This is a genomic window from Rheinheimera sp., assembly GCF_037442525.1.
Taxonomy (GTDB): Bacteria; Pseudomonadota; Gammaproteobacteria; order Enterobacterales; family Alteromonadaceae; genus Pararheinheimera.
In genome coordinates, this window is the sequence record NZ_JBBIQD010000001.1 from 807,340 (window position 1) to 821,825 (window position 14,486).

The following is a 14,486-nucleotide window of genomic DNA, read 5'->3' on the forward strand; positions in this document are numbered from 1 at the left end:
AGTTTTACTGCAAAAATAACAATAACAACTAATTGAGTTTTAAGAGGTTTAAGTGACTGCTGCTTGGTTACGCTGCTGTTGTTTCTGCTGGCTGCTATTGGCCCTTCCGGCTTTTGCAGACACCCTGTTGCAGCCCTTAACACCGGATCAGAATTTATCCTCAGGTTCAGTCAATGACCTGCAACTGGACCATCAGGGCTTTTTATGGGTCGCTACAGACTCAGGTCTGAACCGTTTTGATGGTAACCAGAATCTCCGCATCGGAGAGCCCAACACAGCCCTCTGGACGCAGAATTACAGCAAAATTCTGCTCGACCAACAACAACGTTTATGGGTGATGGCGCCCGCAGGTGGCCTGTATTTGTTCCGGCCCGAACAGGCTCAGCTGGATTTACAGCTGCGTTTGCCGGATACGGACCGAACGCCCAGACGGATGTCCGGCTCTCTGACGTCAGACCCGCAGCTACTGCTGCTGAGCAGCAACCGTCACCTCTACAGTTACCAGACCGAACAACGCCAACTGACATTGCTGGCACAACTGCCGGAATCACCCGACAATTCGCTGTATATCCGCACCCTGCTGTCGTATCGCGACTGGGTATTTATTGGCAGCTCAAAAGGCCTGTACCTGCACAGGCCTGGACTGCCTTTGCTGAAAATTCCACATTTGCCTGCCACCGTATCGGGTGATTACCCGAATCATGTCAAGTCACTGCTGATCAACGATCAACAGCTGCTGGTGGGCACAGTACAGGGTTTATATGCGCTGAACCTGGCAAGGCTGGAACAACAGCCAGAACAACCCAGCCAGGTCAAAGTGCTGCAAAAAGACGCCAATATCTGGCAGATCATTGTGCGGCAGCAGCATCTGCTGCTGGGCACAGAACAAGGTTTGCTGCAGCTGGATACCGCTACCGCCGAACAACATCACCTGGTGCAGTTTTCACAAAGCCAGGATGCGTTATCTGACAACAACATTACCGCCATGCTGATGGATGAGTTAGGTGGTTTCTGGCTGGGCAGCCGTTTTGACGGCGCTTATTACTGGCACCCGCGCAGCCAGGCCGTGCAGCAGCTCAGCCGGACCGGAGCGGACGGCCTTGGCCTGTCCAACGACAATATTACCTCTGTCGCAGAACGCAGGCCTGGTGAATTATGGCTGGGCAGCCGTAACGGTCTGAATCTGTGGAACCAACAGAGCGGTGAAGTGCAGCAGTTTCTGAAAAACCCAGACCCGAAAGCCGTCTGGCACAGCAGTACCATTCTGAATATGTCCACCGACAGCCAGGGAAACCTGTGGTATTTCTCATCGTCTGGCCTGAATTATTTTGATGCCCAAAGCCTGAAGCCCAAGCCATTGCCACTGCAAAACCCTGCGGACATCGCCCTCCTGGAAAAAGCCCGCATAGGCAGCCTGCATTGCACTTATGGTGCTTTTTACCTGCTAACGCTGCAAGGCTATTTTGGTTACAACCCGCTTGACGGTACTGTCCGGGAACTCACTCAGCTGCAAAAAGCCATTCCGGCCCGCGAGGTTCGACAAATTCTGGGGCGTTGGCCTGCAGCGGAGGACTGGTTGTTGCTGGCGGCTAACGAAAAGCTGTATCTGGCGAATGAGAAAACCGCTGAATTACAGCTGTTGTACCAGGCTCCCACTGATCAGGCCTATGTATACCGCAGCGGCGACAAGATGGCGGTGGATAAAAATGGTCTGGTTTGGGTCAGTATGGCCAACCTGGGTTTGTTGGCCTTTGACAGTCAGAGCCGCAAACTGAAACATCTGTTTAATACTGCGAACAAACTGCAAACCAACGCTGTCTATGCCGTGCTGGCGGATCAGCAGGGTCAAATCTGGTTTTCAAGTGACAAAGGCGTATCCTCCCTCAATGTGGACAACCTTCATGTGGAACATTTCAGCAAACAGGATGGCTTGTCTGCCAATGGGTTTATTCCGCGCAGCAGCGCCCTGCTGAGTAACGGCGAGCTGGCGTTTGGTTCTTTACGCGGAGTGAATCTGGTCTCCCCCACTCAATTGAGCGAGCCAAGACAAAAACCTGCGGTGGTGATCACGTCGGTCAGCGCATTACAGACCAATTTGCATGCCCCAATGACCAGCCTCAATGACCACGAATTTCAGCTGCCTTACCAGAACCAGGGACTGAGTATCAGCTTTTCCAGCCTGAACTACAGAGACGCCGCCAAAATGCGTTACCGTTTCTGGCTGGACGGCCCGCAGCGTTCGGTGTTTCCGGAGCAAAATCAGAGTTCGGTCAGTTTTGGTCAGCTGGCCCCTGGTGATTATCAATTTAATGTGATTGCCATTTCGCCTGTCTCGGGCATGGAAAGCGACGTCGCCAGCCTGAAACTGACGATCAGCCCCGCTCCCTGGTTAAGCCGTGGGGCTTTTATTGCCTATAGTTCCGTTGGCCTGCTGATCCTGCTGATCTATTTACGCACCCGCCAGCAACAACAAAAAGTGTTGCGTCTGGCGCACGCCCGGGTCACCGCCAGTGAACAGCGGTTGAAGCAGGCGCTGGACTCGATCGACAGCGGCGCCTGGGAATGGCATTCACACAAAAACTCCATGTTTGCCTCACGCATTCACAGCATGTTGGGCTATCAGGAGGCGCTGAACCCTTTGACCATGAGTCAGCATTTGTCCTTGATCCACCCGGATGACAAAGAGCCTTACCAACAAGCCTGGCAAAAACTGCTGCAAAACCCGGAACGCACCTTCGATCACAGCTACCGGATGCAACATAAAAATGGCCAGTGGCTCTGGTTTCGCGATATAGGCAAAGCGACAGAAGTGTCAGCAACAGGCCTGGTGGAACGGGTGATCGGGACCTTCAGCAATATGACTGAAACCCGCGCGAATCAGGAAAAGGCCCGTCTGTTTGGTGAGGCCTTCCAGCAAACCCGTGACTGGGTGGTGATTCTGGACGCCAGCCAGAAAGTGCTGGCAGCCAACCAGTCCTTTGCCGATGTGTTTGGTTCGGTCGACGACTACCTGGCCAAACCGCGCACTCATCATTTAGGCATTAACCTGCAGCGCCGGCGTTTTTATACCCAGTTGCTGCGCAATCTGGCGGTGAACCAGCATTGGCAAGGGGAAGAGCTGGTATTAACACCAGATGGCAAAGAACGCCCTACCCTGATCAATATCAGCGCCATTGGCGATGAACAAAAAGTTGAATTCTATGTGTTGGTGTTTACCGACATTACCGCACAGAAAGTTGCGGAAGAAGAATTGCGTTACCTTGCCAGCTACGATTCCTTAACCGGCCTGCCGAACCGCACCTTGCTGATGGACCGCATTCAGCACGGCATTGATCAGGCGAAACGGGCGAAAAAGTCGCTGGCGCTCTGTTTTATCGACCTGGATAAATTTAAGCAAATAAACGACTCACTTGGCCATGACGTCGGTGACCAGTTACTGCAGGAAGTAGCCAGACGGCTGAGAATCACTCTGCGTGAAACCGATACCATAGCGCGACTGGGGGGCGACGAGTTTGTGGTGCTGCTGGAGTCCTATAAAAACCAGGACAATATCAGCCATGTCGCACGCAAAATTCTGCAGTCTGTCGGGGAGCCCATGCAGCTGGGTCCTCATACGGTGTCGGTGTCGCCCAGCGTAGGTATTGCTGTGTACCCAGACGATGCGCAGGACGCCACAGCCCTGCTGAAACATGCCGACGTGGCGATGTACCACGCCAAAGATTTGGGCCGCAATAACTTCCAGTTCTTTATTAACGAAATGAACGAAAAAGCCCATATGCAGCTGGAAAAAGAAACCCAGCTGCGTCAGGCCTTTAAAAACCGTGAGTTTGTTAATTTCTACCAGCCTATTGTGGACTGCCGTTCCGAAGCTGTCATAGGGGTGGAAGTGTTGATGCGCTGGCAAAGTAAAAAAGGCCTGGTGCCGCCTTCGGACTTTATTCCAATGGCTGAAGATTTACGGCTGATTGTGCCTATGACGATGCTGCAGCTGGAGCAGGCGCTGCAGGATTTAACCCAGTGGCGCGCCAGTGGCCTGAACCTGTATTTGTCGGTCAATTTGTCCACCAGTCACCTGGAGCACCATAGCCTGGCCGATCAGACCGCGCTGCTGCTGCAAAAATACCAGCTACCGGCCAGTTGCCTTCGCTACGAGGTGACCGAAAGCGCGTTGATGCGCGATCCGGAAAAAGCCATTACGACCATGCTGGCCTTGAGTAATTTGGGTATACAGCTGTCGCTGGACGATTTTGGCACCGGTTATTCGTCACTGAAGTACCTGAAAGAGCTGCCGATTGACGCCATTAAAATTGACCGCAGCTTTGTCAAAGACATTGGCATAGACCCGGACGACGAAACCATTATTGAAGCCATTTTGTCGATGGCAGCCAGCCTGGGCATCAGCTGCGTGGCCGAAGGGGTGGAAACCGAACAGCAACTGGCGTTTTTCAGCACCCGGCAGTGTTATTTGATCCAGGGTTACCTGTTCGCCAAACCCATGCCAGCGAAAGAACTGGTCAATTACCTGCTGGCGGAGCATTTGAACTGAGTGCTAGTGTGTAGCTGGTAACAGTATAATTTAAAAAGGAATTAAATTATGTTTCTCAGGATTCGCCGGTTTAACGCCACACTGGCCCGCCACACACTGTCCACCTGTGTAGTGCTGTTACCCCTTTCGTTGATACCAGCCACAGCCAAGACAGATCAGGAAGAATTTCAGACTGAAGAGTTCAATGAAGTCTGGCACTACCTGGACACTGCCCATAAGCAGTATCGGGACCGCCTGAAAACCGAAGCCTTGTTAGGTAAGAATTTCGAGGCCTCACGCCAGAAATTCCCGCTCAGAAATGTGCAGACCAGCTCAGAATCCATCATGATGGATTATGGCAGCGTTGCCCTGACCTACTGGGAAGGCAGCTGGATGTATAACAATGTAACCGACAGCACATCGTTACTGCGTTTAATCGATATCAAACACTGTGGCGAGCAGGTCGCCATTCCCTGTTTTGTCGGCAGTCAGCGCGACACAGTGATGAAACGTTTTGGTGCTGAGCTCAGCACTAAAAGTACCGCGGACTTGTTGGTTTATGAAGACCGGCGAGGTGATGCGGGCGCGAACTACCTTAGTTTTCATCTCAAAGATGGCATGGTGTCTTCAGTCACAATGCAGTTTTACATTGATTAGGGCCTGTTGACACCAGTACCTTTACGCCGCAGGTTCCAATAATTTTTCGACCACTGGTTTTTCTGCATGCTCAGCTAACCAGGCATCATAATGGGCTTGCAGGTTAATCCATACAGCCACATTACTGTCGATGGATAACGCAATACGCTGTGCTATTTCCACTGTGCATGGCGTATGACCGTGGCAAAAGTTGCTCATCGTAGTACGGGATAACCCCAGCGCTTTGGCCGCCCGAGTTACAGAAATACCATGTTCTTCTAAAATTGTGACCCGGAAAACGACCCCAGGATGAGTTGGGCATCTGGTCATTTGTTCCATAGCATCACTCCAGATAAAAGCAGGCTCACAAAAGGTGACTTTACTTTTTGGCTTTGATTTGTTTGCCGTGATAATCACGGTAATCCAGCAATATAGCGCCGTCATCTTCGATTTCGAAGGTAACACGCCAGTTACCGTTTACCTCAATGGAATATACCCCAACACCAGAACCAGACTTTTCAGAGAACTTACTACCATAAATGGCCCGAAGATCCTTCGGCTGATGTGAAGCGTTGAGGGTATCCAGCATCAGTTGCAGTTTGAACGCATGGATGGGCTGCACGCCACTGCTATCACCCTTATAAAACAGATTCTTCAGCCCTTTGTGGCTGAAACTTTTAATCGCCATGCTGTGATCCTTCACTGCACAAAGTGTAAATCAATGCTTTACACTTTTCAATCCGTCGAGATCGTAAGCATAGAAGGTTTTGCGACCAAACCCACAGTTATCACAGGATCAACCAATCATTGCCCTTCTGGTGGCTGCCATAACTCAATGCGGTTGCCTTCCGGATCTGTGACCCAACCGAATTTGCCAAATTCTGAATCTTCGGTGTTGTCGTCCACAATGCAGCCTTCGTCTCGCAGCAGTTGCAGTACAGCGGCCAGGTCAGCAACACGGAAATTCAGCATAAAACTCTGCGCCCCAGGGCCGAAATAGCTGGTGTCGGCGGCAAAGGGGCTCCATACAGTACTGCCTGTTCCTGTCGGGTTACCCTGGTGCTGCCAGCGAAACACAGCGCCGCCCCAGTCTTCCACCGGCACCCCTAAATGGGTTTGATACCAGGCCGCCAGCGCCTTCGGGTCTTTGGCTTTAAAAAATACGCCACCTATGCCTGTCACTCGTTGCATTGTGATTCTCCTGCTGTCCAAAGATAAAGCTGTAACGCCTGACTGATTACAGGCAACTGCACCGGGCCCTGATGCTGAAAACCCAGTTTTTGCCTCAAGCGCTGTGCCGCCCCAGTTTAAACAGTAAGTTGGCCCGCACTGCCGGCCACTCGCTGGCAATAATGGAATACACCACTGTGTCGCGGTAGGAGCCGTCTTTCATCAGCATATGGTTACGTAAAATGCCGTCTTGTTTGGCCCCTAAACGCTCAATGGCGTTACGTGATGTCTGATTAAAAAAGTGGGTACGAAACTCGGCCGCTATAGCGCCGCATTGTTCAAATAAATGGCGCAGCATCAGGAACTTGGTTTCGGTATTCACGGCCGTGCGGCGCACTGATTGTGCATACCAGGTGTAGCCAATCAGCGCTCGTCTGTTGGCGGCATCCACCTGATAAAAGCGGCTGGTGCCCACCACCAGCCCTGTGCTCTTCTGTTTAATGGCAAAAGCCTGTTCTCCCTGCGCTGAAGCGGCTACTGCCTGCTGCACATAACCTTCCAGCTCGTCTGGTGTGGGCACAAAGGCGTACCACAGCTGCCAGCTTTCGCCGTCTTGCAGCGCAGCACGAAGTGCTGCTGTATGCGCCACAGTTAAAGGTTCCAGGCTGACATGCTGCCCCTGTAACGGGCCTGGTTGGATCCACATAAGAAAAGCGTCCTTGTTTGTTGTTGTTCTGCTCTGGTTCCACTCTAATTTGGCTAACCAAAAAGCACAACGCCTCAAACCAGCCTGCTGTCCATCCGCTTTATCCTGTTGGCGCTCTGAAATTCAGGATGTCGCTGTTATACTGCGCGCCATTTTCCCCTGATTCTCCCCTGTGTGTTGGAGTCTGAATGCAACCGCAACTGGTTAAAGGTGCCCTGCTCCTGCTGTTGGCAGAAGCCTGTTTTGCCGGTATAGGTGCCTGTGTGAAGTTTACCAGCGACAGTGCCAGCCATGCTCAGGTGGTGTTTTTCCGTAACTTTTTTGCGCTCTTGGTAATGCTACCCTGGATACTGCTGCAGGGCAGACAAATTCTGTACACCAAACGCTGGTATTTGCATGTCAGCCGGGCCACCACCGGCATTATCTCGATGTACTGTTTTTTTTATGTGATCAGCCAGCTGCCATTGGCGCAGGCCATGGTGGTGCTGTTAATGTCGCCTTTTATTGTGCCGCTGATTGCTTATTACTGGCTAAAAGAAAGGCCCAGCCGCCTGACGCTGTTTTCAATTGGCCTGGGTTTTGTCGGTGTGCTGTTGGCGCTGCCGGTGGCGACCGGCCAGGGTGGTGCTTTTTACCTGTTTTTAGTAGCGCTGCTGTCGGCTGTGCTCGTGGCGGTGACTAAAACCACCATACGTTATATGTCCGACACTGAACCTGCTGGCCGTATAGTGTTTTATTTCTCCCTGCTCACTGCCGTCATCTCCTTTATTCCGGTGCCTTTTGCCTGGAACCCACTGCCAGCCGAAGCCTGGTGGGGTTTTGCTGCTATGGGGGTGCTGGCGGCTGTTGGCCAAATGGCAATGACCAAAGCCTATGCGCTGGCCCCGGCATCCGACATTGGCATCTGGACTTACAGCTCAGTGGTCTTTGCCGGTCTTTTTGGTTATCTGTTCTGGTCCGAACCTGTGACTATGGCCTGGTTTGCCGGGGTGCTGCTTATTTTCTACGCCGGTTATATCAGCACCAGACAGCGACTTATTTGATAACGTATTGAAATATAATAAAGTTTCACACTCTGTTACATTTACCCTGCTATTTTTCTGAAAAAGCTTCCAACCTTTTTCCGCTCCGCTCCGACTTAGTTGCAATCGCTATGAGGAGCTTCTATGAAAATTGCCGACACCAGCAGCCAGGATGAAGTGCTGCAGGCCAAAGCCAAACCCACCAAACTGATCTACGGCGCAGGCGCGGGCCTGGCGTTGCTGCTGGCTATTTGGGCCCTGACACCGGCGGTGCAAAGCTGGTCTCAGTCCGACTTGTCGGTGTCCATGTCGCGTGTGCGTATCGACACAGTGCGAAGCGCCGATTTTACCCGCGACATTACGGCTCAGGGCCAGGTGGTGGCTGCGGTCAGCCCCAAACTCTATGCACCGGCCGACGGCACTATCACCTTGCTGCTGGACGCTGGCACTGAAGTGAGCAAAGGCCAGGTGCTGGCCAGCATCGACAGCCCGGAGCTGACCAGCAAACTGCAGCAGGAGCAAGCCACGCTGTACAGTCTGCAGACCAGCTATGACCGGCAAAAAATTCTGGCCAAACGTCAGCAGTTAACCGACCAGAAAGCGGTCGATATTGCCCTGATGACCTTAACCACAGCAGACCGGGAAAAACGCCGGGCCGATTTGGGGTTTGAAAAAGGGGTTACCAGCAAAATTGAGCACGAAAAAGCCCAGGACGACCTGAATACCGCCCAGGTGCAACACCGCCATGCCGTGGAAGATGCGCGTCTGAATGTGGAGAACCTCGATTTTGAACTGAAAAGTCTGGCGCAGCAGCTGGACCGTCAGCGTTTGCTGGTGGAGGACTACCAGCGTCAGGTGGACGCGCTGAATGTGCGCTCCCCGGTCAATGGCCTTTTGGGTAACTTAGCCGTAGAAAACAAAACCTATATCGCGAAAAACCAGCTGATTCTGTCTGTGGTGGATTTAAGCCAGTTCGAAGTGGAAATTGCAGTGCCGGAAAGTTACGCCAACGACTTATCCATTGGCCTGCCAGTGGAAGTGACAGTCGAGCAAAAAACTTATGCTGGCAAGCTGGTCACCATTTCGCCTGAAGTGTTTGAAAACCAGGTGAAAGGCCGGGTGCGTTTTACTGAAGGCGAAGGCCCGGCGGCGCTGCGGCAAAACCAGCGTTTGTCCAGCCGTATTTTGCTGGAACACAGGCCTGACGTGCTGCAGGTGGCCCGTGGTCAGTTCCTTGACAGCAGCAATGGCCGCTTTGCTTACAAAGTCAGCAATGGCCTGGCGGTGAAAACCCCGATAGAAACCGGCGCCCGCAGTATCAGCGCTGTGGAAATTCTGTCTGGCCTCAAGCCAGGCGACCAAATCATTACCTCTGGCACCGACAGCTTTAACGGCGCCGACACTGTTCAGTTGAACTAACACCGAAGAATTAAGGAGAGCCCTGATGCTCAGCATGAAACATATCAGCAAGTCCTTTGTCACCGACAATGTGATCACCCACGCGCTGCGGGAAATTAACCTGGATCTGAACGAAGGCGATTTTGTCAGCGTGACAGGCCCGTCCGGCTCAGGCAAAACCACTTTTTTAAATATTGCCGGTTTGCTGGAACAAAGCTCCAGCGGCGAATACTGGCTGGACGGTGAAGACATTGCCAGGCTGAACGACGCTGGCCGCTCACGGATGCGTAACCAGAAAATTGGTTTTATTTTCCAGAGCTTTAACTTAATTCCGGATTTAAACCTGTTCGACAATGTCGATGTGCCCTTGCGCTACCGTGGTTTTAACGCGGCGGAGCGCAAAAAACGTATTGAACACCATTTAGACCAGGTGGGCCTGGCCTCGCGGATGAAACACCTGCCCAGCCAGTTGTCCGGTGGTCAGCAGCAACGGGTGGCCATAGCCCGGGCTTTAGCCACTTCGCCACGCTTTTTACTGGCGGACGAACCTACAGGCAACCTTGACAGCCAGATGGCACAAAGTGTGATGGGCCTGCTGGAAGACATTAACAAAGGCGGCACCACCATTCTGATGGTGACGCACGACCCGTCGCTGGCCGCCCGCGCCAAACGCCAGATCTTTATCAAAGACGGCCGGGTGACTGAACTGACGCAGAAAAACCAGAACAACCTGCATCTGGTTAACGCGGAGTAAGGAGCAGCTTATGTTTGCGTACTATTTAAAACTGGCGTACTTAAGCTGCAAACGCACCTGGGGCATGACCAGCCTGATGGTGCTGGCCATTGCCTTAGGGATTGGCGCCTCGATGACCACCATTACGGTGAACTACCTGATGTCGGCCAACCCTATCCCGCACAAAAGCAGCGAACTCTTTGTGGTGCAGCTGGACAGCTGGGACCCGAATAACCCTTATTACGATGACGGCGACGCGCCGGACCAACTGACCTACCGCGATGCCACCTTCTTATGGCAGGCCAAACAGGCACCACGCCAAACCATCATGACCCAGATGAGTGCCGTGGTAGAGCCTGCTGAAAAAGACGCCTTGCCTTTTTTAGTGGAAGGCCGCGCCACCAGTGGTGATTTTTTCCCCATGTTCGACACGCCTTTTGTCTACGGCAGCGGCTGGGACCGTGAAGCCGATGAAAAACAACAAAAAGTGGTGGTGATTAACGCCGAACTGAACGAACGTTTATTTGGTGGCAAAGACTCAGTCGGCCAGAGCATTCGGCTGGCCGGTGACGACTACAAAGTGGTCGGCGTGATGGCGCGCTGGAATCCAAAACCGAAGTTTTATGACATCACCACAGGCGCGTTCAGTGACACCGAAGAAGTTTTTGTGCCATTCAGCCTGATCACCGAACAGAAACTGGGCCGCAGCGGCAATACCAACTGCTGGAAACCGACCGAATCCGGTTACCAGGCCTTTTTGGACTCCGAATGCATCTGGATCCAGTTCTGGGTGGAGCTGCCTTCCGCGGCCGACAAAGAACAGTACCAGACTTTTATCAATAACTACGCCAAAGACCAGCACCAGTTTGGCCGTTTTGCCCGTCAGGACAACAACCAGCTGCGGGATGTGATGCAGTGGCTTGAAAAACGCGAAGTGGTGTCCGACGACGCCAGCATGATGATGGCGATGTCGCTGATGTTTTTACTGGTGTGCCTGCTGAACACAGTGGGCCTGCTGCTGGCCAAGTTTTTAGGCAAAGCCAGTGAAATTGGTGTGCGCCAGGCGCTGGGCGCCAGCCGGAAGGATTTATTTGTCCAGCACCTGATTGAATCGGGCCTGATTGGTCTGGCTGGTGGTGTATTGGGGCTGCTGCTGGCTTTTGCCGGCCTTGAAGCGGTGAAAAGCATGTACGGCGACTGGATCCGCGATTTGGCCCGGCTCGACCTGACCTTAGTGGCCATGGCGATTGGGCTGGCGGTGCTGTCCAGTATTCTGGCTGGTTTATACCCGACCTGGCGCGCCTGTCAGGTGCAGCCGTCACAACAACTGAAAGCGCAATAAGGAGCCCGCCATGTTAGAAATTGGACCCATTTTCCGCGCTTTATTGCGCAATAAAATAGGCGCTTTGCTGATAGCGCTGCAAATTGCACTGACGCTGACCATTATGGTGAACGCCATTTTTATGATGCAGGAACGCAGCAGCCAGATGGCCCGCCCCAGCGGCCTGGATGAAGCCAACACCTTTTACCTGAGCAACACCATTTTTGCGCAGAACTACAACCAACAAAGTTCGCTGGCACGAGACCTGGACTTGATCCGCAAAACCCCAGGTGTAGTGGACGCCACCCAAATTAACGCCATTCCGCTGTCGGGCGGCGGCTGGTCCATGGGGCTGCAGACTAAACCAGGTGACGATATAGACGGCACAGGGGTGGCTGTGTATATGGTGGACGATCACGGCATCAACGCGCTGGGCGTAAAACTGATTGCCGGTGAAAATTTTGCACCCACCGACATTGTCTGGCGCGCCAGCAGCAGTAACGACTGGCCAGCCAAAGCCATTCTGACCAAAGCCATGGCGGAGCGTTTATTTGACGGTGACTGGCAAAACGCCGTCGGTAAAACTGTCTATATCAATAACCATGAACCTATCCAGGTCAGTGGCTTGATTGAAGCCCTGCAAGCGCCCTGGAACGGCTGGGACAATGTCGAAAACGCCATGCTGGTGCCCCAGCAGCTGGAAAGCCGTGGCAGCCGCTTTTTTATCCGCACCGAACCAGGCCGTCGTGACGAGCTGATGCCAGTGATTGAAAAAATGCTGGCTGAAGCCGACAAAGGCCGCATTATCCGCCGGGTCACCAGCATGGAGCAAACCCGCACTGAGAGCTACCGTCAGCACCAAGCCACCAACAGCATTCTGCTGACCGTCATTGTAGTGCTGACCTTAATCACCGGCTTAGGCATTGTCGGCCTGGCCATGTTCAGTATCAGCCGCCGCACCCGCCAGATTGGTACCCGCCGCGCTCTGGGCGCCAGCCAGTGGCAGGTGATGCGTTATTTTATGCTGGAAAACCTGCTGATCAGCGTTGTGGGGGTGCTGCTCGGCGCTGCTGGCGCTGTGGGCCTGAATATCTGGCTGGTCAGCACTTTTAGTATGACGCCTATAGGCCCGGAACTGATTGCAACAGGCGTGGTAGTGCTGTTGCTGGTCGGCCAACTGGCGGTCAGTTACCCGGCGTTGCTGGCGTCGCGGATATCACCGGCGACTGCCACCCGCGGCCGGGCCTAACTATAGCCGTCGCCTTTGAAGCTGCAGCTTTGTTGACTGTGGCAGTGTAAGTTCCCAACCACTTTCCCCGCTGGTTTTGTCCTTAACAGCGGGGATTTTTCTGTGCTCAGCCTGGGTTATTTCGGACCCTCCAGCCAGATCAGCGGATTGTCGCGCGGCTCGTCTGGCTTCACTCTGTTACGGCCAGCCTGCTTGGCCTGATACATGGCTTCGTCGGCATCCGAAATCAGTTTACGGGTATGATAACCGCAGGCTTTGGCCGCACTGACCCCAAAACTGGCGGTCAGTTTAAAGGGGTAACCCGACTGCTCTGGCTCCAGCGCCTCAATGGCCTGACGCACAGTTTCCGCCAGCGCCCAGCTTTGTGAAAAATTGCAGTCCAGCAGCACAATGGCAAATTCTTCACCGCCAATGCGACCAATGGCATCACTTTTACGCAAACACTCTTTGGCGGCATTGGCCGCCTGCTGCAAAGCCCAGTCGCCGGCCTGATGGCCGTGGTTGTCATTCACCAGTTTAAAATGGTCCAGGTCAAATAAAATAAAACCCAGCTCCTGCTGCTGTGTTTCGGCCTGGCGCAACGCGGTATTCAGTAGCTCTTCAAAATGATCCCGGCTGTACACACGGGTCAGTTTGTCATAGGTCACCCGCTCTTTCAGCTTGATGCGAACTCTGTGACTACGCACCACCAGAGCCGCCAGCAACAGCACCAGCACGGAGCCTACCAGCAAATACAATCGCTGGTTTTCACTTTCGGCTTTCGCCAGCGCAGTTTCCAGCTGCAGCTGGTTGGCTTGCTGGTTTAACGTATCAATTTCCTGCTTGCGCTGCGCCGCCTGCATTAACGCCGCATGGTAAGCCAGCGCCGCCGATTGTTGCTTGTCATAGGTCTTCTGGTAGGCCGAAAAAAGATCTTCTGCGTAGCCCAGTGCCCGTGCAGGCTGCTGCACGGCTTTATTAAGTTTGACTAACGCATGATAGATTAAAGTTGCGACTTCAAGAGGAGTTGTCTCTTTGTGTTTATTGAATAATTGTATCAGCATCTCAGCCTGCTCTGAAGCGAGCTTCAATTCATCATTTTGTACCAGCGCATTCACAAATGTCGCCTGCCAAATCATCGATAAATTTGTGTAGCCAAAGCTTAATGCGAGTAACTGCTTGTTCCGCAATACATCAAGCGCCTTATTGGTTTGCGACACAGATAACCAATAAATGCTCAGCGCACTTTCACTTAGCAGTGCATATAGCATTTGTTGTTTGTTGTAGCAGTAACGAATCTCATCCTGCAATTGACTTTCTGGGCGAACCCAAATGTGACTGCGATAAGCGATTTGAGTTTGAAGATAGAGAGCGGTGCAACGAACATTGTCGGGATGTGCGGAGAAGTCCGCTTTCCCCAAGGTAGCAGCCGCTTCATCGTACAAAGCAGAATCCATCAAAGCCAGAGCCATAGCTATCAGACCACTTGATTTCACTGCCTCAGGTAATTCACTGTATTTGACGTCACTTAACTGCAAGCCGTAAGAGAAGGCTTGATAAAAATCACCTTTAAGTTGATACAAATTAACCACAGAAACCAAAGTTTTGTAGTTCAATTCCAGATCTTCAGACTGAGACAGAACCTGAAGGTAAAACCGTTCTGCATCGTCATAATTGGTCAATAACATTGCAGAACGTCCCTGGTAAAACTTAAGCAGGTTCGTTTGCTTGCTATCTGTTTTCGATG

General features: G+C 52.6%; 12 protein-coding genes. 7 read left to right on the plus strand and 5 right to left on the minus strand.

The annotated features are described in order from the left end of the window. The first annotated feature begins 127 nt into the window (after positions 1-127). Positions 128-4,546, plus strand: coding sequence for an EAL domain-containing protein (locus tag WKJ03_RS03780; protein WP_337840821.1), 4,419 nt, complete (start codon positions 128-130; stop codon positions 4,544-4,546). A 48-nt stretch (positions 4,547-4,594) separates the two neighbouring features. Further along, positions 4,595-5,182 (plus strand): hypothetical protein, encoded by a 588-nt coding sequence (locus WKJ03_RS03785; RefSeq protein WP_337840822.1) that lies wholly within the window; start codon positions 4,595-4,597, stop codon positions 5,180-5,182. Between the two features lie 21 nt (positions 5,183-5,203). On the opposite strand, the gene WKJ03_RS03790 is transcribed toward WKJ03_RS03785, so the two are convergent. The 4 genes from WKJ03_RS03790 to WKJ03_RS03805 all read right to left on the minus strand — a co-directional run bounded on the left by WKJ03_RS03790 (position 5,204) and on the right by WKJ03_RS03805 (position 7,037). Further along, positions 5,204-5,500: a HigA family addiction module antitoxin gene (locus WKJ03_RS03790; RefSeq protein ID WP_337840823.1), complete on the minus strand. Its 297-nt coding sequence runs from the start codon at positions 5,498-5,500 to the stop codon at positions 5,204-5,206. Positions 5,501-5,540: 40 nt separating this feature from the next. After that, the gene (locus WKJ03_RS03795; RefSeq protein WP_337840824.1) at positions 5,541-5,849 is read right to left on the minus strand and encodes a type II toxin-antitoxin system RelE/ParE family toxin; all 309 of its coding nucleotides are present in this window, start codon (positions 5,847-5,849) and stop codon (positions 5,541-5,543) included. Positions 5,850-5,965: 116 nt separating this feature from the next. After that, positions 5,966-6,352: a VOC family protein gene (locus WKJ03_RS03800; protein WP_337840825.1), complete on the minus strand. Its 387-nt coding sequence runs from the start codon at positions 6,350-6,352 to the stop codon at positions 5,966-5,968. A 94-nt stretch (positions 6,353-6,446) separates the two neighbouring features. Next, the gene (locus WKJ03_RS03805; protein WP_337840826.1) at positions 6,447-7,037 is read right to left on the minus strand and encodes a GNAT family protein; all 591 of its coding nucleotides are present in this window, start codon (positions 7,035-7,037) and stop codon (positions 6,447-6,449) included. A 188-nt stretch (positions 7,038-7,225) separates the two neighbouring features. Between WKJ03_RS03805 and WKJ03_RS03810 the strand changes: the two genes are divergently transcribed. The 5 genes from WKJ03_RS03810 (at position 7,226) to WKJ03_RS03830 (ending at position 12,760) form a co-directional block, all read left to right on the plus strand. Continuing rightward, positions 7,226-8,080 carry a DMT family transporter gene (locus WKJ03_RS03810; RefSeq protein WP_337840827.1) on the plus strand — a complete coding sequence of 285 codons (855 nt, stop codon included), beginning with the start codon at positions 7,226-7,228 and terminating at the stop codon, positions 8,078-8,080. A 123-nt stretch (positions 8,081-8,203) separates the two neighbouring features. Further along, positions 8,204-9,478: an HlyD family efflux transporter periplasmic adaptor subunit gene (locus tag WKJ03_RS03815; protein ID WP_337840828.1), complete on the plus strand. Its 1,275-nt coding sequence runs from the start codon at positions 8,204-8,206 to the stop codon at positions 9,476-9,478. 25 nt (positions 9,479-9,503) lie between these two features. After that, positions 9,504-10,211 (plus strand): ABC transporter ATP-binding protein, encoded by a 708-nt coding sequence (locus WKJ03_RS03820; protein ID WP_337840829.1) that lies wholly within the window; start codon positions 9,504-9,506, stop codon positions 10,209-10,211. A 10-nt stretch (positions 10,212-10,221) separates the two neighbouring features. After that, positions 10,222-11,532 (plus strand): ABC transporter permease, encoded by a 1,311-nt coding sequence (locus WKJ03_RS03825; RefSeq protein WP_337840830.1) that lies wholly within the window; start codon positions 10,222-10,224, stop codon positions 11,530-11,532. A 10-nt stretch (positions 11,533-11,542) separates the two neighbouring features. Continuing rightward, positions 11,543-12,760 carry an FtsX-like permease family protein gene (locus WKJ03_RS03830; protein WP_337840831.1) on the plus strand — a complete coding sequence of 406 codons (1,218 nt, stop codon included), beginning with the start codon at positions 11,543-11,545 and terminating at the stop codon, positions 12,758-12,760. Between the two features lie 116 nt (positions 12,761-12,876). Here WKJ03_RS03830 and WKJ03_RS03835 read toward each other — a convergent pair whose 3' ends face one another. After that, a complete protein-coding gene (locus tag WKJ03_RS03835; RefSeq protein ID WP_337840832.1) occupies positions 12,877-14,427 on the minus strand; it encodes a GGDEF domain-containing protein in 1,551 nt (516 codons plus the stop codon). Positions 14,428-14,486 lie beyond the last annotated feature (59 nt).